Raw genomic sequence first — 19715 nt, forward strand, 5'->3', positions numbered from 1 at the left:
CGGTCGAGGTGTGTAGGCGGGACTCATCTGAAGCCGCAGCGGTGGGTAAGCAGGCTTCATGATGATCAATAATGGGCCTCATGGCAAAGCTCAAATCGATGTTCAGCAGATGGAAGCAGGCTTGATGCAAGACAGCTCTACCTCGGAGGAAAGGATGCCGGGTGATTGGTACGAGTGGTACACCTATGCCGCCTGGGCCAGTTTCGAGCACTGCCTTTTTTTGGCTGTAGTGGAACAGTGCGGGTATCTGTATACCGATTTTCGTGAATTGCATAGTACGCTTTTTGAAATTGATCTGGCCCCAAAACCAGGTCAAGGTCTTATTTTCGACCGGAAAGCTTTCTTGGATCACCTGGTGAAGTACAGATCAGCAACTGGGTGGTTTGGTGATGAGGGGCAGGCTCGCCTTCCCTATCCAGATGAACTTGTGAGAGAGGGTAGGGAGCCGCTGGAGTATTTGGGCCGCTTCTTGGTCGCAAAGTTCTAGAAAAATATGCCCAGGTCAAGCCCAGCCATAGTCATGGGCCGAGACCGTAGAAGCAGGGCACTTTACGCCTTAGAAAACCCAGGAGAGCGGCCATGAAAAATACTCACTACATTCGAGCCGAGCAGCCTGCGATACTCACGGCACCTGTAACTCTGAATATCACTGGAACCCTGCTAGCTGAACTGAACCTCTACCGCCAGGCTCGGCATAACTACTTCAGTTGCCCGCAGGACGTGGCCGACGCCGAGCGCAGTAGACGTCTTCAGACCCTTGAGCGCTTGGGCGAGCAGTTAGCCTCTACTCTTGCAATTGACGTTCTTTTAGAGCTGGGCGAACCGTCTGATTTTGAATGAAGGGAAAATCTCGATAACCTCGTGCTCACCAGATGGGCGTTTTCTAAGGTCGATTGGGTCCTAGCGACAACGAGTAGGTAAGTGAGTATGGAAATCAAAGCAGATCATTTGAAAAGCAAAGCACTCGTTCTTACAGTTTTTTTCTGGATTGGTCCTGCCAGCGCAGATACAGTTCTCCAAGGGCAAGTCGTTCGTATACTAGATGGTGATACAGTTGAGGTTCTCGACGCTGGAAAACAGACACATCGTGTACGCTTGGCAAACATCGACGCTCCTGAGCGCAAACAAGCGTTTGGTGATGTCTCAAGGCAAGCTCTAGCGGCGATGGCCTACCGGCGGCAGGTCTTGGTTCTGGACGAAGGCGGTGACAGATATGGTCGTCGTATCGGTGTATTGACCATAAACGGTCGAAACGTCAATGCCGAGATGGTGGCCCAGGGAATGGCGTGGGTTTACACACAGTACAACAACGACAAGAACTTGCCTACGTTAGAAGCCAGAGCACGCGCTGGCAAATTAGGGCTGTGGGCCGACATCCATCCCATGGCACCATGGGATTTTAGGCATTCCAGATAAACCGTAACTCGCTGAGGATGACACGATTGACGAGTGAAAAAGAGTACGGAATGGACATGACCGAAGAAGACATGCGCCTGGCATTGTTTGGCTCTGGCAGATCCGCAGTACGCTCAGATTCCGCACAGGCAAAGCCACAGGTAGTCAACAAGAAACCATCGCTGACAGTAGCCAGCACGAAGGCGGCTAAGAATTTCGTGCCGAAACTCATAGTTACGTTACGTGTGGGTAACGAGTTTGAGGGCGCGACGGAGCTGATCGTGCATGAGGCTGACACGATCAGCCGACTCCAGGCTGAAGTGGAAGCGATGAAGATCGCACGCAAGAAATTCAAGTACGTCGAATTAGTTTCTGTGTTGCCCGCAAAATAGAGACAAGGAGGATTTTATAGTGAACGAAGAAAAACGAATGACCCTTGATGACTTTGACTACAGCAAAGTCAACGTGAATCCACACAAATCCACGCAAGATCCTGCACAAGTTTTGTTGCGCGTAATCGAAGGCGCAGGTGTTGCACTGTGGCGTGAATCACCAACTGGCCAAGCTGAACTGCTGCCGACCCGGCGTGATCTGTTTCAATATGAAGGCGGTTATAGCTGGGGCTACAAAGGTGAAGGCTGCAAGAATCTCGCGTTTGCCATCATAGGACGAATGTATGAGTGTGATGATCTTTCACCAGAAGAACTGTACGAGAAAGCAATGAAACTGGTTGAAACACTGATTCCAGCGCTTCAGCAACAGGTGAATCACGATTTAAGTGTCACCGTAATCCGCAAGGTTCTTGGCGATGGGATACGGCCTTTTATTTGATTTATCAAGCCACTCTGGCCCCGTTGGATGGGGCCTCCTGAGTTTCTGTAAGAGATGCCAGGCTTAGTACTTGACTTTGAACGTCGGTGAATCCTCCGGTCGCTGGCCGCGCCGGTCGTATAGTCGCGTGGTACTGATGTTGGCATGACCCAGCCACATCTGAACTTTGGCGATATCGGCATCATGCTCCAGCGCATTGGTCGCCGCCGTTGCTCGCAAGCCATGCACACCCAACCGCTCGACCGCGATGCCTGCCATTCGTGCCCACTGCGCAACAATTGTGTACAGACCATTCGCAGTGACACCGGAGCCGACGGTTGTGCCCCGCATCGAGCGAAACAGCGGACTCGGCGCAGCGTCTCGACCAACATCCCGTTCCAGGTACGCATAAATTCGCTCAGCCGCTACCGGATGGAGCGGTAAAAAGCGGATCTTGTTTCCCTTCCCATGCACCCGAAGATGCTTTATGCCTCGACGTTCCTGCAGGTCGACGGTCTTCAGTTGCGCCGCTTCCTCACGACGCAAGCCGTGGTACAGCAGCACGGCCAGGATTGCCCGGTCGCGCAGGCCCTTGAGCGTTTCAGTGTCCGGAGCATCGAGCAACTGCTTGGCCTGGTGATCACCGAGGGCCGGAGTTTTGCCTTCATTGCTCTCGACGCGAGGCCGCTTGACGCCATGCACGGGGTTGCCGCCGGCGACTGCGTTGTTCTCCAGGAGATGATCGAACAGGCTGGCCAGCGCCGCTAGTTTGCGCCGTATCGTGGCGCCGGCCAGGCCTCGCAGTTCTAACTGGGCGCGCCAGGCTAAAACGTGAGAGCGGGTCACTGCGCGAAACTCTTCGGCAACGGTAAGCCCTACAAAGCTGCAGAAGTCTTCAAGATCATTCTGATAGGCACGTCGGGTACGGGGGTTGTCGATATTGGCAAACCACTCCAGCGCTGCCGGCACTGATGCAAGGTGCTGGAATTCGGCAGCAGTCAGACGGCGCTCGATGGCAGGCAGATCGGTGGAGCTGGAGTGCGTCAAGTCTTTCATCGAATACCCGGCCCTGCAGCTCGACCTGCAGCGTGTTCACTCGCTACCCAGTCCCAGTACTTGCGTTTGTTTCGATCATCGTTGGATTCGGGAATTAGGTGCTGCCAGCGCTGCTTGGCTACATCCATTTCTTCGTCGGTACGCAATTGGTCCTCAATCACAGCACCAGCTGCGGAAAACCGACGGCGTGCCAAACTCCAGAAGCTGCTTGAGTTGCCGTATTGGTAAAGCGGCACTATAGGCACCTGGTGCGCAAGCCAGAGGTGCCACAGAACTCCCAAGCCAAGTCCTTGGCGCTGATGGTTCGGCTCGATGTCAATCTCATCGATGTACACGCGGTCGCCAAGGGGATTGATGCCGTAATCGACATGGCCAACGCGCTGGCCATCGACTTCGATATCGTCAAAGAAGTCCGTCCCGGGATAGACGAAACTGCCGCGTAGGGATTCGGCGCGTTTATTCACGAGGACAACTCGCGCTGCCAGTTGATTCAGAGATTCTGCTTGCCGTCTATGAAAATAGTCACGGATGGGGTCAAAAAGTGCCATGCGCCCTTCGGCCTCTAAAAGTGGTGATAACGTATTTTATCACCATAAAGAGAAGGGGGCGAACGTAACATTTTTCAGGCTCGCCGTAACAAGCATTTTTTACTTCTTGTCAAGGTTCTCGTCAAAATGGTTCGACAACATCTCCGTCAGGCGAATAAAAGACAGTTTTGTTGACGACGTTGAACTCGCGATCCTGATAGACAGCTCGCCACATGACGTCTGGAACCTCGCAGCCAAGCAATGAGGCGATGGACTTGTAATAGTCCAGGTCCTTTGCATGCGACGTCGGATCATAGTCATTGGAGTAAACAATCTTGTCCCACTCAAAATCCTGGCCTGCAGGCGGCTCTTCAAGAACCACCATGTAAAACTCTGAAAATGGCCTATCCCACCCAATCTGCACCCGTACAGGCCCGTTGATTTTCTCGCAATGCAAACAAACAAAGTGCTGACTCATCAGGAACTATCCTAATAACTGGTTACTGAAAATCTTGGTTGTCAGGGCCTGCACGTTCCGCGGATTGCAAGCCACAGAAGATCACAACCCTAGAATTTCATCGTTCATAAAACAGATGAGGTCATCCCCCAGCTGCCTGCGAAGCCTGGCTTTCGATGATTCACTCGGAACAATCTTATAGAACTCAAATTCGTTATCCGAAGATTTTTGCTGAACGATCAAATGAGTCTTTGTCAAACGTTTCAGTTTCCGAAGTCGTGCTACTTCATCAATCATTTGAGTGATGGCATCAACAAACCATTTGTTAGGGTCGGTTGGCCCTTCGCTGACGTGTTTTGCAAACTCAAATGTGAGCGTGTAGGCATTGCGCTTTAAAGCTGTGACTATAGACCTTTGTGTTTCAATCGGGACGTCAGTAATGGTCATACCGCCTATCCCAGAATTGCTAACAGACCCAATTTTTTTATTTTCGAGATAGACCTTGCACGACCAATCAAGTCCTCTGCCGGTTACGGTTCCCGTGTAGCCCTTTAATGTAAGCGCAGCAGCTTGAATAGCTTTAATATTTAAGTAGCTTTCCATGATCACCTCCGTGGTTGTGTGATCAAGTATATCAATTATTCCGTATTATGTATATTATACGAAATGAAAGGGCCAAAAAAAATAGGCCCTTTTGAGGTTTATAGTATTGAATTTATGCAAAATATGGAGAGCGCAGCCATCATGATAAGGCTGATGATTACCGGCCGTTTAATAGGGAGTTGTCGATTACTCGCGAGGGTCACAACTACAACGCTGGTACTTATCAACGGTACTAACCAGCCTACTGGCGCCTTCATTAAGATTGAGATCACGATGGAGACTGGATTGTTTTGCTGGTTATTCAAGGCCCAGAATGGCATATTCCCACTGCCAAGAATGTATCCTGCGGTGAGGCATAACGAGCCAAATAAAATTAGGCCAATGCAGACCCACCCCCATGCTTGCCATCTTGCAGTATCAGCTACTCTACCTGCTACGAGCTGACTTGTTTGTGCAACAGCAGAAGAGAGTGTGCTTAAAGCTTTTTTGCTTTCAGCGTCAACAATTTCAGCGATAAGATCCCGTTGCTTCCCAATGACAACATCCACCTGGCCAGCGATAAGTCCTGGATATTTACTGTATAGTGTATCGTACGATTCCAATGCCATCAGAATCATCCAAATCGCATCATTGTCCCTAATGTTTAGTGCATTTTTAACACGGTACAACCGTTCAACCTCTTTCTCAGAAGGTTGACGGCCTAACAATTCTTTAAAACTGCTTTCGATGTCATCCATCAATCACCTCGCTAATCATCCGAGATGCATCTCGACGCCATCTGGAGAGTTCAGCACGATTTCCTATAGGAAGGTCTATCATTGCTTTCGAAATCGATAGTCGCTTGCTGTACAGATCATCACTAACTCTGTCTGCAAGATCTGGTAGCAACAGAGATTTCCCGCCTTCACTCTCAATCATTTCTCGGGTTTTAGAAAAGTTGTACAGCTCAAACTTCTGCTCATCTCCAAAATAACCGTTTCTGATGACATGTACCTTCGTTCCTGGCAGTGCGTCACGGTACTCCTTCAGCAACTCCAAACTGTCTCGCTGACGATTGATTACCCAAAGTGTCGTTAGCTCACGGCCCAGCTCCACCAAGGTGCTGTTTAGAGTTTCACCATATGCAACCACACCTTTGTTATTGCGTGCCGCTGTGTTGATCACTACTACGTGATCTTTGAATTCATCGCAGGCGTTTACAAGATCAATCCACCCATTTGCGTCATCAAGGTCAATCAATCTTGTTTCAATTTGATCTTTGTACATTTTCCAAACGTCAGGATTTGAAGTGTCTGACTCAATGACTAGCACCTTCACGCCTGCTTGTTCCAGAGAGTCAATGAGGGCTATCGTTGTGAAGCTTTTTCCTACACCTCCTTTACCTCCGCCGACGACATAGATATCACCTTTTTCAGCTTCTTTAGATTTCATGAGAATCTTCCTTAGGGGTGAAACTACCAGGGTGAACCGGCGTTACACTTGTTGATTTTTTTAGGTTACCCGCGGTTTTCGTATCGACGGGTGCAGCGTGTTTTTCTGATGCTTTTTTCTTCACTCCTTGGCTATTCCTCTCTGATGATCCACGCGGTTTGCCGCTGGACCTAGAATTCGACTTCCCAGACGAAACCTTCACCTTCCCGAGATAGCTTTTCAGCGTAGTTGGAGCGATTTCCAAACCGCTCTCCCTGAGGACTTCTGCAATTTTCTCGATGCTGTACCCCCGTGACTGTAAGTCTCGGATAGACGATGCCATCATCCTTATTGCTTCCAGATTTGAAATCTTTCGATCTGGATCCTTCACCTCGGGCATTTCCTCTAGCTTGCCCTTGAGTATCTCAATTTGCGAAACGCTGATCGCCATTCGCCTTTCCCCGAAATGTGCATTTGACTCGATTGTATGGGCATCTATTGCGTAGTCAAGGTCCGTACGATAGCCTGCATACGAAATGCGGTCTAGATTTTAGGACTAGATTTTAGGACTAGATTTTAGGACAAGGTAGGGTTTGTGCTACCGCCATAAATGGCGTGCTCACAACCGGCAGCGCTGCAGTCGTATCACTCCCTTGCGCTGCCTACCTCCTTGCTCAGGGCTACGCCCCGAGACCCCTTGAACGTGCAAAGGCTTACATATGAGTAGTAGTGAAAATCGACGGCGAACTAAATTTCTTCCGTCAGTAAGGTGTTTTGAGGAGGAGGAGGAGATCGTGAGGCAAAAAGCCTACGACTGTGGTTTGAGCGTGGGTGCATTCATGCTTTCAGCTGCCCTAGGTCGTCCTACTCGAAGCAAAGTAGAGGGTCATATTCTTAACGAATTACGGCGGCTTGGAGGGCTTCAAAAACACCTTTTCAATGAAGGTGGTGGAAAGTTTTCACAGGAGTACGCGCAGGTTCTGGTAGAGCTGAAAGCAGCGATTTCGAGGATAGGTTCTTCATGATCGCGAAGGTTCCTCCGCGTAGATCGGATGGCAAGTCAAGCTTCGCCAAGCTTGTTGAATACGTCACTAAACGTGAAGACGAAAAAAAGGTACTTACTGATGAGCTCGATCCAAGCTACTCCAGAAGAGACAACGCAATTCTTGAAGCTGCTAGAGCGCATCTCGAAAGAGCAGCTGACAATCTGCGAGCGTCTGGACGAATTAGTTCTCTTGATGCAGATGCCATCCGAAAACGTCTTGGAAGTGCTCGACGCGCTCTTGATACCGATGGGCGTCGATATCTCACGGATACATACGGACTTCCAAGCAACCCTGACGAGCCTCGTAGTAGGGACGTCGAAGGAGTAACGTTCGATGAATATGAAAGAAGTCTTACCCTTGCTCGAAAATATCTTGCAACAGCAGCAAGTCATCTCAGACAAGTTACTCGAACTGACGCTAACTTTGAGACACGAGCCAGAGCCCGTAGAGCCGCAATTACGTTTCATGCTTCAGCCGCTCAACGAGGGGTTGCAGCAGATGAGCGTGACGCTATCGCCGACCTCGAATTAGGTTCATTACTAGGTGACGCTGTAAATGTTACTTCCCGCTCTGGCGTATCCTGCCAGCACAACTGTTTGAGCCTTGAAACTGCAGCTTCCGAAATGCGCGCCGTTGCCGATCAGAATGCGAGAGTTAAAGACCCTGTTTATCATGTGATTTTGAGCTGGCCTCCAGATGAATTTCCAACGGACGCCCAAGCTTTTGAATCAGGTTTGCATGCTATGGAAGCAGTTGGCATGAAGGATCATCAGTACGTCTTTGCCATCCATCACGATACTGATTGTGTTCACCTACATATGACAGTCAATCGTGTCCATCCTGACTCTTTCAATGCTGTGTATCCAGATCGCGATTATTTCAAGTTAGATTATGCAATGCGTGAACTTGAAATGCGTTTTGGATGGAGGCACGTAAATGGTCCAAGTCAAGTTGTAGAAAACGATGGGCGTCGTTCGATTGAATGGAGTTCTAAGAAGCCTAAGTTTCAAGGCAAAATTCCTACTAAAGCCGCCGATATGGAGCGTCATGCTGATCAGGAAAGCCTTCACTCCTATGCACGAGGAGAACCTCGTAAGCAGATAGCTAAGGTTTTAAAGTCTGAATCCCTTTCATGGCAAACGCTCCACTCAAGCTTAGCTAAATTTGGACTAGGTATTCGACCCAAAGGTCGGGGACTATCGATCTTTGACTTTAATGAGATGTCAGCAACAGGAATCAAAGCAAGCGACATGCACGAGCAGCTGTCGTTAACACGGCTTGTAAAACGCATTGGTGAATATCAAGAGCGTAAGCTTCCTAAAGACTTTAACAGCAGCTCTACATACGATAAGTACGCCTCACCTAAACGAGACCCTCTGGAACGACAAAACCGTCGTGAAGAGCGTGCACAGCTTCGCAAAGCAACACGGGCACGTTATGACGCCTACCGTACTGCTTTTGTATATCGCCGAGTTGATAAAGAGTGGGTCAAGCAACAATTTATGATTATCCGCGACCAGGCCCGCCAGCAGCGGGCAGATATAAAGTCTCGAATAAATCATCCTCTTGATAGGAAAGCATTCTACAGTATTCTTGCGTTTGAAACATTAAGGTCGCGTGAGGAGCTTAAAACTAAGATTCAAGTGATGTGCCGTGAATTAAAGAATGATCCAGCAAACAAGAAACTTACATTTCGCGAGTGGGTTGAGCGGGAGGCTGCTAACGGCGATCCAGGTGCAATTAGTCAATTGCGTGGATTTTCCTACGGTGATAGACGCAAAGAGAAAGCCCAAGGCAATGCGATTATCTTTGCCGGGGACATTGACCCTAATGCAAGTTCAAATCTCTTTTCTACCGGCACTGTCCGACGTGATGGAGCAGTGGTCTTTCGTAGGGCTGAAGGTGATCCGGGTTTTGTGGATCACGGCGGGAAGGTTTCTTTCCCTGGAGGTCTTCTCGACGACGAGCTGCTCGCCCATGCACTTGACGACACACGCGCTCGGTGGGAGCGGCCTATTGAGATAAAAGGTACCCCCGATTTCGTTGACGCAGCTCTAAAGGCGCTCATTGAACGAGGTTACACCGGTGATCTTGCCGATGCTGCATTGAACGCTCGGCACAAAGCCTTGGCTGACCAGCAGGCCGTGGCGAAGGCCAAGCCTATAAAACGCGGGCCACGTGCATAACAAACGTTGTTATGCTGTTTTCCGTACTGTAGTATTCATACGAAATAAACGGAGATAATCCTATGGACCTGAACCGATACCCGTTTGTCGCGTTGCTTGCTGCCCTCGCTTTGACAGGTTGTGCTTCCAAGCAGCCAGATGTAAGCGCCCAGGCACTGATCGATCAGCAGATTCTCGAATCTTCCCAGAAAATTGAAGCTGCACAGGTTGACTTGTACCAGGCTGGTGCTCTGAATAGCCGGGTGGTGATCCGCAACCCCAACACAAATCTGGACGACAAACAGCTCGTTACCATCAGTTGGCAGGGCGATGCTGTTCAACTCCTGACGAAGCTAGCTCAAGACCGCGGCCAGCGTTTTGAGTTTATGGGCTTACGCATGCCGTTGCCTGTAAATATCAACGTCAAGGGTATGCAGTATCAAGCAGTGCTTTCCATGCTGCGTGCACAGATTGGATACCGAGCTGTCATTACTGAGGCCCCAGGCAAACTGGTTCTGCAGTACAACCGGCCCCAAGGCTGAACAGGGGGATGTTTATGAAACGGTTTATGCTCGCTGTGCTCCCATTGATGGTTTCCTTCGCTACGCACGCTGCAGAGGAGCCGGTGCTCGATCCGTCGAGTAACGATGAAAAGTCCACCGTAGAAACTTCGCCCCCAGATCTGGACGCTCTGCTCAATCCCCAATCCCAAGCGACTGCAAAAGTCACTGATATTCGCTCGCAACTGTTATCTGGCGTCGGTCATACGGTGGGCTTTCGTGGGGGTATGGCCGCTCGCGGGCATGAGCTGGTAGACGGCTTGAATAGCCGGCAACCAGCCCTGGATGCAATGTACAAATTTGGTCCGATGATTGCAAAAAACGGGACCCTGCCTCCGGTTATCGTCGAGGCTCGGGACTTGGCTGCATTCACCCCGGATCAGATCCGTACCGCTAACCGCGTTTACAAGATTGAGCGTGAAGAGCGGTTCGTCAGCGTTCCACCGACCTGGAGGGATTACCTCTATGTTGGGCTCCCAGTTCGTCAGTCAGTGGATCTGCCTGCATTCGAGGCTCGGCCGCAGGATGATGATGAAGAACGGATCTGGAAAAAGGCTGTCCGTGAAGGTTGGGCCGACGGTTACAAGCAAGCCGATGCGATTCTTGAAGCGAATTTCCATCGTCTCACGCGGGACTATACCGGCATGCACCTTTACTCAACCTTACTCCAAGCTGACATGATCACGACGACTCGTGTAGCTGAATCCCAGCAAACCGTTACCGGTGACAGCAAGCAGTTGATGTTGGGCGACAAACTGCGAAGGGTTACAGACAAGGCCCAATTCGTTACGGATCCTGGCAAGTGGCGTCCAAGCGTTAAGAAGGAGGCGGCAAAACCCAATCCAGTTGTCGCACCTACCGCCCCGGTGCCTGCTAAATGATTCAACCAGTATTTGAGCCCTTCAATTTTGAAGGGGATCTCGGTCCGCACAGCTTTCGAAGATTCCTTAAATACTGCGCGGATCAAGGCGTATCAGACGTTTTGGTGCAAGGCGGGGACTATATCTGGGCGGAACTTCACGGAAGGCAGCTTCGAGCGTCCGTTTCTACGGTGAAACAGGGGCAGCTTTCAGTCTTGATCGCTGCCCTTTGGTCTCCTGAGATTGAGAGCCTGATCAAACAAGGCGACGAAGGCGTTGACCGAGCTCTTGAGATCACAGGCAGCGATATCGGGCTTGCGCGCGGTATGGTCCTTCGATTCCGAACCAACTTTGTACAGGCTCGGATTGCAAACCTGGACGAAGCCTATTCGATCACCATGCGTGTGATTCCGGTCGACCTCCCTGATATCCATCAAATGGGAATCGAGCCTGATCTATTTGAAGAGCTTTTTCCAGAATCCGGACTGGTCATTGTCTGTGGTCCGACCGGCTCAGGAAAGACGACTTTCCAAGCTGGTATATATGGCTACATCGGCGTGGTGATGCCCGATCGTAAGGTCATCACATTCGATGATCCTATTGAGTACGTCCTCGGTGGTCCTCATTGGAAGGGGCCTCAACCGGCCCAGTCGCAAATTGGACGGGACATAAGGGACTTTCCAAAAGCAATGCGCAACGCCGTTCGACGGAAGCCAAGCATAATTGGCATCGGTGAGGCTCGAGACCGTGTTTCCATCGAGGCGATGGTCGAAGCCAGCCTATCCGGACACACTTGTTACGCCACGATGCACACGGAGTCTGTGGCGGAAACGATCAACCGGGCCATCCAAACCTACCCTCCTGAGCAACAATCCGGGATTGCATCGAGACTCGCTGGTGCGTTGCGGGTTATTATCGTGCAAAGGCTTCTTAAAACGACTGATGGTAAACGCGCTGCGATTCGAGAGTACCTGGTCTTTGATCGGGAGTTCAGGTCGGAAATGCAAACCCTACCGTATAACGAGTGGGCAATGTTGATACGTACCAAGCTTGAAGATGCAGAGGCCACTCTTGATGATAAGGCTTGGAAGCTGTTTCAGGACGGCAGGATCCTGCAGGATGAATTTGTCGGTGTTGCAGGCATGAAGGAATTCAGAAAGCGCTCGCTGACCGCGCAGGAGAACTAGACCTATGCCTTCGATTTGGAGAGCCGCATCAGAACCGCTGACCGCTTTAGGCATTCCGGTTTCAGCATACTTGCCTTTGTTCGGTTGTCTGTACTTTCCAAGCAGGACGACGTTCTATGTGGCCGTGGGTGTAATCATCATGTTTGGAATTTTCGCCAAGCTTGGCTGGACCCTGAGCGTTTGCTGGAACAAGTTTCTGGGTTTTTTACGTGGCGGGGTGATCTATGCCAGGCCTTGGTGGTTCAGAAAGCGTTTTCGAGATTAAAAAAAACCGCCCTAGCAGGCGGTTTTTTTTCGTCGTTGCCTGGCAGTTTGAATCACCGGCTCCTCGGACCCCTATCTTTCAGTGGTAGTGAGGCTACTGCGGAGGTGGCAGAATCCACCAGGCTTGGATTCGGCGGTTCTAAGGTAATGCTGATACCAGGATTTAGCCGGCATGAAGCTTCCTTGATCGAATCCCAGTGAGAATGGGGGACGATCCCCACAGTCAGTGGCTTTTCGCTGATTGTTAATTTTGCTGGATAAGCAATCACTTTCATATGATCCCAGCCCGTGGCCTCAATGAGCGAGGACACCAGATCCGGTCTTTGCTGCAACAGCAAATGAGGCTTAGCCAGCTCCAGCTTACTCGGTGTAATCCCTTCTTTGGCCAAGCGTTCGTGCAGCACCGCCTGAAGGTCATCCATCATGCTCCTGGACATTCTCGCAAACGATATAAAATCGTGGTTTGGAATATCGTCAGGACGCATCATGTTGGGATTTTGTTTTTGATCCAGTTCAACCAAAAAGTCGACGACCGTAAACTGGAGTCTGTTTTTGTCCGCATACGCTCGTGCTGCCATGAAACCGTCTTGCTTGCTTTGATAGCCGTACAGCGCTGGAAATGCACCCGAAATAGGGGCGTCAGTCGGCACACCACAGTCCTTGAGGGCAATTGCCCTCGGGGCTTGCCCGGAAAAAAAATATACGCTCGATAACTCAATAATATGTGAGTCTGGCTTATCAGTCGTGCTCACCTATTCCACCTTGTTTAGACCAACCCTGAATCATGACCTTTTCAACCTTCTGGCGATCCCCTACGTTGCTCGCTACATCCTGCATCAAGCGTTTGCATTGCTTCGGACTCAAAGCTAGCCTCTTGAGCGCTTCGATCCATCGCATCACCGGTCTACCTGGCTTGCCATCATGCAACATTAGACGATAAACCGAGGGTGGGGATCTTCCAATTAGAGTCGCAAATGCGTCTCTGTCTTGTGGAGAGTCCTCCAACCCTAAAAATTCATAAAACTCCCTGATGTCCAGCGGTGGCTGAACAGGCGACGATGCCGGGTATTGCCGGTAAAGGTGCAGCAGCATTGCGATCACTGGATCACTAATTTGCTCTGCAGAAAGATCTGGATTTGTCAGCTCCTCCCATTTGGCCTTCTGTAGGCCAAAGGCGTCCGCTGCCGCGACCTTGGTCAGACCATTCTCGATCCGCCATCGCTCTAAATCTGTCCCACAGATCGGGTGAATCTCATCAGTGTCGATAGACATTTGCTCCCCTCAAATGAAGCTGTAAAGCGCCTGCTTCGGCCTCTTTACACGGTTCTTCCAAAACCGTGCTATTTTGAATAATATACACAATACGAAATTAAAGCAGCCACGGTCCAGCCCGAAAGCAGTCGATGTGAAGCTCGCAACTACACACTTGACTTTGCGGCGTAACGGGCAAAGGACTACCCACCCCTCCACAGAGGCAGGATCGCCCATGAGCATTGAATCAGAAGCTTTATTGCAAGAGTTTCGCCAAGCTGTGTACCAAAAACACAGTTCACCGCAAACGGCATTGGATTCCTCTCCGGATGGCGCCATACGGCTTCGTGCCGAGGCTTATCAGGCTTGGCTTCAGCATAGCCAAGCTGACGGTGAAAGCTCCACAATTCCCGATACCCTACTCAGGCACTGGGTTGTCGCCGATATCACGTCCTGGCGTTCAGTAGATCCTAATTCCGCAGAAAATGCTGTCTCAGCATTTCATCGTAACGTTTTTGCATACGATACATATGCAAAATTATTAAAGGAACTGGACAGGCAGGTCTACGACCAAATAATTTCTCGTTCTGAGGCCGCTGAAACGTTTAATGGCTTCAGTAGCGCTGGTGCTCCTGGTGACGAACCAGCAAAAACTGACCCCAGTGTGATTCTCAGTGAGCTGCTCAAGGACATCACATACCGGGAGCGTGCGGACGGAAGCGTCCTCTACCTTTTGAAGGATCAGCCGATTTTTGTCGATCACGGCCAACAGATCTTGATGGAGGCCAAGGCCCAGGATGACGAGCTAGCCATTCTTGCGGCGCTGCACATGGCGAAGCAAAAATTTGGCGGGTCCATCGAGTTGACCGGATCGGACGAGTTCAAGCGTCGCGCTCTTGAGGTGATGATCAAGCACGATGTGCAGGTGGTGCTCAAAAGCCCAGCACAAGAAGCTTTACGTCGCGAGATGATGGGGTTGCCACCTGTTGGGGAAGCCGCTTCAGGGCAGGATGATGCGCCGGCTCCTGATCCAACTGCCACTCAGAATCAGTCGTCTCAACCCCGTCCATCTGATTCGGCAAAACCAAATTCAGCGGCCGATGCCACAACGCCGGCTGCGCCAGAAGCTGAGCCGGTGAACCATTACAAAGGAGAGGTGTTGGACTACGGTTCGGCGCCCTATCAGTTCGATATCTCAAATAGCCGCAGTTTCTACGTCACACTCAAAAATTCCGACGGTGAATCCAGGACCACTTGGGGTGTGGATCTGGAGCGAGTAATCGAAGAACAGGGCGTAGGTCGTGGCGATCAAGTGGAGCTAACGAACCTCGGGCGCAAGGATGTAATCATTGAGGTGCCTGTCCGTGACAAGGCAGGGAAGGTTCTTCGATACGAGGAACGCAAGACCCACCGAAATGAGTGGGGCATTGAAGTGACTGGCAAGGCTCCTACTGATGTCACCCCGCCTGCTCCACTTGAACCAGGTGAATCCGCAATCAAGGCTCATGATGCCAAATGGCTGAATGATATGGGAGTGCCTGCTGAAGCATTTGAAACCCATCCCAAAATGCTTTCGATGCGTGGTGAGGACCATGCTCTTCTTCTGCTCAATGGTGTCGAGACCACAGCTGAAGGCTTTGCAACGGTCGAAAGGCTGATGGCTCAGCAAACCTATAGAGCGGCCTTCGCGGCTTCGTTCGATTCCGAATTCGGAATCTACAACAGCCATTTTCAAAAGCAGATCGCTGATTCCGAAGGATACGCAATTGCAAAGGAAATGCTCGCTGACGCTGAGAGCAAATACGGTCCGATCCCCTTAGCAGTGATCGACTCAGAAGCCCATATTCAAGATGCGATGGCTAAGGGTGATCTGGACGCAGTTATCGAGGCAATCGATGCGTACGATCGCCAGTACCTTGCGTCACTCGAAGAACACCGTCAGGGCGTTGAACCTAACGACGAGCTGCAGGCAGACAATAGTGGCTTTACTGACGCCGCCGGGCCTTCCGAAAAGCCCGACGATTTCAATGAAGTAAACGCATCCGACGCGAAATACGACCATCTCTATCGGATCGAAACTTCAGAGCCTGGTTCAGCTGAAGCTAATGAAGTTTTCACTGTTTATTTTGACGACATTGAACTTGATAGCTTCGGCCTTTACGAGGAAGCCGAAGCTTTTCTTGAATTCGAGCGCCGTGCCAAACCGATCGTTGCTAACGACGCTCCACCGTTTTTGGATCGCTTGAACTTTTCTCACAATGGAGAGCCTGCTGAAATCGACCTCACCCGATTCTCACAGCCTCCCGAAAACGCCCATAACACCGCAGCGTCTGCGGACCCAGGTGATCGATCCGGCGTACCCTTTTCTGAGCGTGAACTCCAGTACGCAAAAAATCTGATCCCAGTCGAAGCTCACTCATGGTGGGAAGTCCAACGAGTCGCCATCGAATCTTGGGGCAAGTCTTTGGACGAAATGGAAGCGGATCTACAAGTTCTTGGGCCTGAGCCCGAGCTTGATCAAATCATCTGGTTCGACAAGGCAGGCCGTCAAATGCCTGCACCTTTCGATGAGGCAGAGTGGATCGCGAAGCAGGCATTAACGGCTTCGAAAGAAGATGAAACCAATGGTTTTGTCAGTGGTGACAACACCGAGTTGCGCGGGCGCGGCGCGGCGAGTTTGTTCCCAAGCGCAGATGGTGTGATTGAACTCAATCCAGAGGAGGCCAATATGGCACAGTCCGATTCCAATGCAGAGAAAGAACCCAAACTAATCCTTCGTGGTGTTACCAAGCTCGCAGATGACTCATTCGACACAACTGTTCTGCTCTACCAAGGTAAAGGCGATTACCTGCAGGGTTATGTGAAGGTCGACGGTATCAAGCACCAGGTACTTGCGTTTATGAATGAACGCCATCCCGACCCTCAAACCGGCGAGATAAAACCGAACTTCATCACGCTTTCAGAACCAAGCAATTCTGGTACTGATGATGACTCCAAGTGGAACCAAATTGGCCACGGCAACGCAGTCAATCGCAGAGCCGACGGTAAAGAGGTGCATTTCGATGAGGTCCTCTTTAACGTTGGAGGTACCATTGTGAAGGCGAAGGTGACAAAGCATGTCGACGAGCCACTCCACAAGAAGCTTGGCTTTCTTGAGCCTCGCAAGGAGCGCGAAAAACCTTCCGCATCCCCAAAAGATGAAGCACCGGCAGTTGGCCCCGTAAGCGAGTCAGCTGCCCCGGTTGCATCCACAAAAAAACGAGTACGAGCTTAATGCTTGCCCGCTTTCTGGTTACAAGAGGACCTGCAATGAAACCACTCACTCGCACGCTATTGGTTGTGCTTCTTTTGTGTTCTTCCGTTGGCGTACAAGCAGCCACTTGCCGTAGCGGTGAAGCAGCCATGCGCGGTGGCGAAGCAGGTCTGTCTCGTGACCAGTCAGCGGCAGACTCTAACGAAACAGCTGAGAAAACGTCGTCGGATATCTTGGGGAAATGCATCGGTGGTATCACCGGTATTTTCGGTACCACCAGCTTCCCTGATCTATCTGCGATCTGGCAGATGATCAAAGACAAGGTGTGCTCAATCGCAAGCTCACAAGTGCGTGGTGTGGTTTCTCAGGTCAATGGCGAAATTAACGGTGTCATGACTCAGGTGAATGGTGCTGTTACCGACACTATCAACCAGACCGGCGTTAACAGCACTGGAGCTGGGACTGTGATCAGTAGCGGTGACACGCACATCGGCGGCCCATCTGTGCAGAACACCAACGGCTCTAGCTCGAAGGACTCAGCATTTTGGAATGATATCTGGAAGTAACCATGGAGGTTTCAATCATGAATCAGATTGAGGATTTAGCGCATAAGCAAATTGCAATGATGGGACAGACGCTATCTGTTCCAACACAAATCATGGCCCAAATTGAGCAGTACCGGACGGCTCGTAATGAAGCCTTGGCATTTAACGATGACAGCAACCTCCCTCTCGTGGAGGAGCTCAGTCAGCAATGGCAGACAGAAGCCATGATTCTGGCTCGCTGGCTCTCCGCGCAGTTCCCCCAGGATGATCGCCTATGATCCTCCGAAAGAACGTGGCAGTGCTGCCAGTGATCACTCATCCGATTCGCGCAGGAGCTATGTCGGTTGAATTCAACTGCCCAGAGTGCGGTGACCCGATCATCGCTAAAGCTTCAGAGTGGCCGCAGATCAAAACAGGGGGCGGGTTTTTGATCGCTCCCATGGTGAGCTACGCCGTGACGTGTGAATGCTGCAGGACAGCTTACGAATTCAGGCCCAGCGCTGCGAAAGAAAACTGGCCTGATGGCGAAACTATGCCCGTCAGTTGTCCGAATTGCTCTGTCAAAATTGATTCTCAGATCGCTATGGTTCGGGGGTTTGACCTACCGTACCGCCCCGAGGACTGTGATGAGTGTAATGCCGTTTTCGAACTGTATGCTGATAGCAAGACGGCGCTCGTTTCTGCACCACCCAAAGTAACAACTGCTCGCGGCAGGCAGTTGATAAAACAGTTAGAGCACTTCGTTTTTCGATCCTAATCTGGTGCCTCAAAGCGTTGAAGATCATGACTGAACCTAGTGATCTCAATCGAAAGGACAGGGCCGAAAAGGTGGTTAACGAGCTACTCAGCTACGGTGGCATTTTTCCGGCAGTCGGCCCGTTCGGTTCTATGTTCGAGTACCGCTATCAGGACGGCGATCTAGCGGATGAGATTCTTCACATGCGACACCTTGCAACCGCGCTCAATGAGCTTGCTGATGTTCTAGAGCAGTCAGATGCGGTGCACCTGAAAGGGTGGCATAGGCCAATAGGAAGGAAAGACCATGACTGCGACCGTAACGCCAATCAAGCATGTCATCACGAATTGTTCTCGGTGCGAGACTTGGATCACTGATGGGCAATCGACCGTGACCATTACCGTAGCGAAAGAGACCTGGTACGGGCTTCGCGGTGAGATGGCAGAGGTCGAAGTTGAAAATGCAAAGGTCGCACTGTTGTTCTGCAGTCACTGCGCCTATCGGTATGACTTCACACGGATTGCTGTTGGCCGAAGCCGCACAGAGGAAGATGAGGTAATCATCGAGCTTGCAGAAGAAGCAGAGATTGAAGCGAGCCGGGAAGCTGCGGCAAAGGAAATGCTGGTATCACCAGATCGATTGTCGGCAGAGCAAGTCAGAGGCTGGATTCTTGAGCAGCAGTACAAAGAGCTTGAAGCAGAGGGTTTTTTTGACCACATCCAAGGTTGAAGAAAAAAACATCGGCAATCGTTCCTTTTTGGTAACAAAGTGCCGCCAAACGGCCTAATACAAGGAAACCAGACCATGGAAAATCCTGTTAATAAAGTTGACTCTGCAAAAATTGGGGTATCCGAATTTTATTGTGTTTTCGACCCACAGTGACGCGCTCTGAATTTGTCGTACAAACCGGATTTCGTTGTTGCATCGCAACTCGGTGTGAGGTGCTGTAATTCCGGATTATGATGTGGTTTAAGCTATTTAAGTATGCTTAGAGGAAACAAGAGAATACGATTATGACAATCATCAAGCACGCGACTAACCCAGCAATTTTTGTTGGAACCTCCGACGAATTCAACTATGTTCAAGATGGAGAATTTTCGGCGTCTGGACTCTGGTTTTTTTATGTTTGCGGCGAAGAAGGGGGGCTAGCCTGCTTATCGGCAGAGGAGGCTATGCAGGAGGCCGAAAATGAATTTTTCAGAAGAACCGAAAACGCAATTCGCGACTTTTTACACAGCGAGGTCTATGCATTAAAACAGCGCTTGGAATGTCAGATACATCCTGTGGCAGCGCCGGAAAATAATGATGCGTTAGGCGATTGGGTGGTAGAGGGAGTCTTTAAGACTAATGAGCCGTATACTGGACCGTTAAGCGGACTAGGGTTGAGTCTGACCTGTTTCGCTGAGTTCGAAGGCGCTCCTTTAGGCTATCGCTTCGATGCCCTGCCAGGTTATCGACCGTTGATGGATGAAGCGTATGAAGCGCTGGCCCATCTCAAAGCAGCGCAGCCTGTGAGCGAGGTGTGTCAACCCTGGACGCGATGGATCATCAATGCCTTAAAAAGGGACCACGATATAGTAACGCTGGAAA

Annotated in this window: 25 protein-coding genes and 1 pseudogene; 17 read left to right on the forward strand and 9 right to left on the reverse strand. The window is 50.6% G+C overall.

Annotated features, from left to right (window positions below):
- The first annotated feature begins 58 nt into the window (after window positions 1-58).
- The 5 genes from ABJ99_RS12910 (at window position 59) to ABJ99_RS12930 (ending at window position 2226) form a co-directional block, all read left to right on the forward strand.
- A complete protein-coding gene (locus ABJ99_RS12910) occupies window positions 59-487 on the forward strand; it encodes a hypothetical protein (RefSeq protein WP_147461938.1) in 429 nt (142 codons plus the stop codon).
- 92 nt (window positions 488-579) lie between these two features.
- Window positions 580-840, forward strand: a complete 261-nt coding sequence (locus ABJ99_RS12915; protein WP_054086170.1) for a hypothetical protein — start codon at window positions 580-582, stop codon at window positions 838-840.
- Between the two features lie 87 nt (window positions 841-927).
- Window positions 928-1416 (forward strand): thermonuclease family protein, encoded by a 489-nt coding sequence (locus ABJ99_RS12920; protein WP_080378143.1) that lies wholly within the window; start codon window positions 928-930, stop codon window positions 1414-1416.
- A gap of 56 nt (window positions 1417-1472) precedes the next feature.
- Complete coding sequence (locus ABJ99_RS12925) at window positions 1473-1787, forward strand: hypothetical protein (protein ID WP_054086202.1); 315 nt, start codon at window positions 1473-1475, stop codon at window positions 1785-1787.
- Between the two features lie 19 nt (window positions 1788-1806).
- Window positions 1807-2226, forward strand: a complete 420-nt coding sequence (locus tag ABJ99_RS12930) for a DUF6166 domain-containing protein (protein WP_230081020.1) — start codon at window positions 1807-1809, stop codon at window positions 2224-2226.
- A gap of 63 nt (window positions 2227-2289) precedes the next feature.
- Here the strand turns inward: ABJ99_RS12930 and ABJ99_RS12935 are convergent, their stop codons facing one another.
- From ABJ99_RS12935 to ABJ99_RS12965, 7 genes are all read right to left on the reverse strand, one after another.
- Window positions 2290-3261 carry a tyrosine-type recombinase/integrase gene (locus tag ABJ99_RS12935; protein ID WP_054086171.1) on the reverse strand — a complete coding sequence of 324 codons (972 nt, stop codon included), beginning with the start codon at window positions 3259-3261 and terminating at the stop codon, window positions 2290-2292.
- Window positions 3258-3809: a GNAT family N-acetyltransferase gene (locus ABJ99_RS27050; RefSeq protein WP_080378145.1), complete on the reverse strand. Its 552-nt coding sequence runs from the start codon at window positions 3807-3809 to the stop codon at window positions 3258-3260. The genes ABJ99_RS12935 and ABJ99_RS27050 overlap by 4 nt, the downstream gene beginning before the upstream one ends.
- Before the next feature lie 121 nt (window positions 3810-3930).
- The gene (locus ABJ99_RS12945; protein WP_054086173.1) at window positions 3931-4266 is read right to left on the reverse strand and encodes a hypothetical protein; all 336 of its coding nucleotides are present in this window, start codon (window positions 4264-4266) and stop codon (window positions 3931-3933) included.
- A gap of 81 nt (window positions 4267-4347) precedes the next feature.
- Window positions 4348-4848, reverse strand: coding sequence for a hypothetical protein (locus ABJ99_RS12950; protein WP_054086174.1), 501 nt, complete (start codon window positions 4846-4848; stop codon window positions 4348-4350).
- Between the two features lie 98 nt (window positions 4849-4946).
- The gene (locus ABJ99_RS12955; RefSeq protein ID WP_054086175.1) at window positions 4947-5585 is read right to left on the reverse strand and encodes a hypothetical protein; all 639 of its coding nucleotides are present in this window, start codon (window positions 5583-5585) and stop codon (window positions 4947-4949) included.
- Complete coding sequence (locus ABJ99_RS12960; RefSeq protein WP_054086176.1) at window positions 5578-6279, reverse strand: nucleotide-binding protein; 702 nt, start codon at window positions 6277-6279, stop codon at window positions 5578-5580. Before ABJ99_RS12960 ends, ABJ99_RS12955 begins: the two co-directional genes overlap by 8 nt.
- The gene (locus ABJ99_RS12965) at window positions 6269-6709 is read right to left on the reverse strand and encodes a hypothetical protein (protein ID WP_054086177.1); all 441 of its coding nucleotides are present in this window, start codon (window positions 6707-6709) and stop codon (window positions 6269-6271) included. The genes ABJ99_RS12960 and ABJ99_RS12965 overlap by 11 nt, the downstream gene beginning before the upstream one ends.
- A 268-nt stretch (window positions 6710-6977) precedes the next feature.
- Between ABJ99_RS12965 and mobA the strand changes: the two genes are divergently transcribed.
- The 6 genes from mobA to icmT all read left to right on the forward strand — a co-directional run bounded on the left by mobA (window position 6978) and on the right by icmT (window position 12341).
- Window positions 6978-7283, forward strand: coding sequence for a plasmid mobilization protein MobA (gene mobA / locus ABJ99_RS27055; protein WP_080378146.1), 306 nt, complete (start codon window positions 6978-6980; stop codon window positions 7281-7283).
- Window positions 7280-9490 (forward strand): TraI/MobA(P) family conjugative relaxase, encoded by a 2211-nt coding sequence (traI, locus tag ABJ99_RS27060; protein WP_080378147.1) that lies wholly within the window; start codon window positions 7280-7282, stop codon window positions 9488-9490. Before mobA ends, traI begins: the two co-directional genes overlap by 4 nt.
- Before the next feature lie 62 nt (window positions 9491-9552).
- A complete protein-coding gene (locus ABJ99_RS12985; protein ID WP_054086179.1) occupies window positions 9553-10011 on the forward strand; it encodes a DotD/TraH family lipoprotein in 459 nt (152 codons plus the stop codon).
- 14 nt (window positions 10012-10025) lie between these two features.
- Window positions 10026-10910 carry a type IV secretory system conjugative DNA transfer family protein gene (locus tag ABJ99_RS12990; RefSeq protein WP_054086206.1) on the forward strand — a complete coding sequence of 295 codons (885 nt, stop codon included), beginning with the start codon at window positions 10026-10028 and terminating at the stop codon, window positions 10908-10910.
- Entirely contained in the window at window positions 10907-12076 is a 1170-nt protein-coding gene (gene traJ / locus ABJ99_RS12995) for a plasmid transfer ATPase TraJ (RefSeq protein ID WP_054086180.1), read from the forward strand. The genes ABJ99_RS12990 and traJ overlap by 4 nt, the downstream gene beginning before the upstream one ends.
- A gap of 4 nt (window positions 12077-12080) precedes the next feature.
- Complete coding sequence (gene icmT, locus ABJ99_RS13000) at window positions 12081-12341, forward strand: IcmT/TraK family protein (protein ID WP_054086181.1); 261 nt, start codon at window positions 12081-12083, stop codon at window positions 12339-12341.
- A 52-nt stretch (window positions 12342-12393) separates the two neighbouring features.
- Here the strand turns inward: icmT and ABJ99_RS13005 are convergent, their stop codons facing one another.
- Both ABJ99_RS13005 and ABJ99_RS13010 read right to left on the reverse strand, forming a co-directional pair.
- Window positions 12394-13092 carry a hypothetical protein gene (locus ABJ99_RS13005; protein WP_122235176.1) on the reverse strand — a complete coding sequence of 233 codons (699 nt, stop codon included), beginning with the start codon at window positions 13090-13092 and terminating at the stop codon, window positions 12394-12396.
- Window positions 13079-13612, reverse strand: a complete 534-nt coding sequence (locus ABJ99_RS13010) for a hypothetical protein (protein ID WP_054086182.1) — start codon at window positions 13610-13612, stop codon at window positions 13079-13081. The genes ABJ99_RS13005 and ABJ99_RS13010 overlap by 14 nt, the downstream gene beginning before the upstream one ends.
- Before the next feature lie 214 nt (window positions 13613-13826).
- Here ABJ99_RS13010 and ABJ99_RS13015 point away from each other — a divergent pair, with 214 nt between their 5' ends.
- The 6 genes and pseudogenes from ABJ99_RS13015 to ABJ99_RS28680 form a co-directional block, all read left to right on the forward strand.
- On the forward strand, window positions 13827-16865 hold the full coding sequence (locus tag ABJ99_RS13015) for an LPD7 domain-containing protein (protein WP_054086183.1): 3039 nt from the start codon (window positions 13827-13829) through the stop codon (window positions 16863-16865).
- 35 nt (window positions 16866-16900) lie between these two features.
- Complete coding sequence (locus ABJ99_RS13020) at window positions 16901-17410, forward strand: hypothetical protein (protein WP_054086184.1); 510 nt, start codon at window positions 16901-16903, stop codon at window positions 17408-17410.
- 17 nt (window positions 17411-17427) lie between these two features.
- The gene (locus ABJ99_RS13025; RefSeq protein ID WP_147461949.1) at window positions 17428-17667 is read left to right on the forward strand and encodes a hypothetical protein; all 240 of its coding nucleotides are present in this window, start codon (window positions 17428-17430) and stop codon (window positions 17665-17667) included.
- Window positions 17664-18146: a hypothetical protein gene (locus ABJ99_RS28675; protein WP_054086186.1), complete on the forward strand. Its 483-nt coding sequence runs from the start codon at window positions 17664-17666 to the stop codon at window positions 18144-18146. The genes ABJ99_RS13025 and ABJ99_RS28675 overlap by 4 nt, the downstream gene beginning before the upstream one ends.
- Window positions 18147-18431: 285 nt before the next feature.
- A complete protein-coding gene (locus ABJ99_RS13035) occupies window positions 18432-18854 on the forward strand; it encodes a hypothetical protein (protein WP_054086187.1) in 423 nt (140 codons plus the stop codon).
- A 284-nt stretch (window positions 18855-19138) separates the two neighbouring features.
- Window positions 19139-19715: pseudogene (locus ABJ99_RS28680) on the forward strand (hypothetical protein); the annotation flags it as partial.

It is taken from the genome of Pseudomonas syringae pv. cilantro (assembly GCF_001293775.1).
GTDB classification, from domain to species: Bacteria; Pseudomonadota; Gammaproteobacteria; order Pseudomonadales; family Pseudomonadaceae; genus Aquipseudomonas; species Aquipseudomonas syringae_P.

Bases quoted from the DNA above. Each gene is read 5' to 3' on its own strand.
- traI (WP_080378147.1), top strand. From the start codon at position 7,280: ATGATCGCGAAGGTTCCTCCGCGTAGATCGGATGGCAAGTCAAGCTTC.
- ABJ99_RS12965 (WP_054086177.1), bottom strand. From the start codon at position 6,709: ATGGCGATCAGCGTTTCGCAAATTGAGATACTCAAGGGCAAGCTAGAG.
- ABJ99_RS12985 (WP_054086179.1), top strand. From the start codon at position 9,553: ATGGACCTGAACCGATACCCGTTTGTCGCGTTGCTTGCTGCCCTCGCT.
- ABJ99_RS12960 (WP_054086176.1), bottom strand. From the start codon at position 6,279: ATGAAATCTAAAGAAGCTGAAAAAGGTGATATCTATGTCGTCGGCGGA.
- ABJ99_RS12925 (WP_054086202.1), top strand. From the start codon at position 1,473: ATGACCGAAGAAGACATGCGCCTGGCATTGTTTGGCTCTGGCAGATCC.
- ABJ99_RS12990 (WP_054086206.1), top strand. From the start codon at position 10,026: ATGAAACGGTTTATGCTCGCTGTGCTCCCATTGATGGTTTCCTTCGCT.
- traJ (WP_054086180.1), top strand. From the start codon at position 10,907: ATGATTCAACCAGTATTTGAGCCCTTCAATTTTGAAGGGGATCTCGGT.
- ABJ99_RS12955 (WP_054086175.1), bottom strand. From the start codon at position 5,585: ATGGATGACATCGAAAGCAGTTTTAAAGAATTGTTAGGCCGTCAACCT.
- ABJ99_RS12910 (WP_147461938.1), top strand. From the start codon at position 59: ATGATGATCAATAATGGGCCTCATGGCAAAGCTCAAATCGATGTTCAG.
- ABJ99_RS13015 (WP_054086183.1), top strand. From the start codon at position 13,827: ATGAGCATTGAATCAGAAGCTTTATTGCAAGAGTTTCGCCAAGCTGTG.
- ABJ99_RS12920 (WP_080378143.1), top strand. From the start codon at position 928: ATGGAAATCAAAGCAGATCATTTGAAAAGCAAAGCACTCGTTCTTACA.
- ABJ99_RS27050 (WP_080378145.1), bottom strand. From the start codon at position 3,809: ATGGCACTTTTTGACCCCATCCGTGACTATTTTCATAGACGGCAAGCA.
- ABJ99_RS28675 (WP_054086186.1), top strand. From the start codon at position 17,664: ATGATCCTCCGAAAGAACGTGGCAGTGCTGCCAGTGATCACTCATCCG.
- ABJ99_RS12950 (WP_054086174.1), bottom strand. From the start codon at position 4,848: ATGGAAAGCTACTTAAATATTAAAGCTATTCAAGCTGCTGCGCTTACA.
- ABJ99_RS13020 (WP_054086184.1), top strand. From the start codon at position 16,901: ATGAAACCACTCACTCGCACGCTATTGGTTGTGCTTCTTTTGTGTTCT.
- mobA (WP_080378146.1), top strand. From the start codon at position 6,978: ATGAGTAGTAGTGAAAATCGACGGCGAACTAAATTTCTTCCGTCAGTA.
- icmT (WP_054086181.1), top strand. From the start codon at position 12,081: ATGCCTTCGATTTGGAGAGCCGCATCAGAACCGCTGACCGCTTTAGGC.
- ABJ99_RS12945 (WP_054086173.1), bottom strand. From the start codon at position 4,266: ATGAGTCAGCACTTTGTTTGTTTGCATTGCGAGAAAATCAACGGGCCT.
- ABJ99_RS13010 (WP_054086182.1), bottom strand. From the start codon at position 13,612: ATGTCTATCGACACTGATGAGATTCACCCGATCTGTGGGACAGATTTA.
- ABJ99_RS13035 (WP_054086187.1), top strand. From the start codon at position 18,432: ATGACTGCGACCGTAACGCCAATCAAGCATGTCATCACGAATTGTTCT.
- ABJ99_RS12915 (WP_054086170.1), top strand. From the start codon at position 580: ATGAAAAATACTCACTACATTCGAGCCGAGCAGCCTGCGATACTCACG.
- ABJ99_RS12935 (WP_054086171.1), bottom strand. From the start codon at position 3,261: ATGAAAGACTTGACGCACTCCAGCTCCACCGATCTGCCTGCCATCGAG.
- ABJ99_RS13025 (WP_147461949.1), top strand. From the start codon at position 17,428: ATGAATCAGATTGAGGATTTAGCGCATAAGCAAATTGCAATGATGGGA.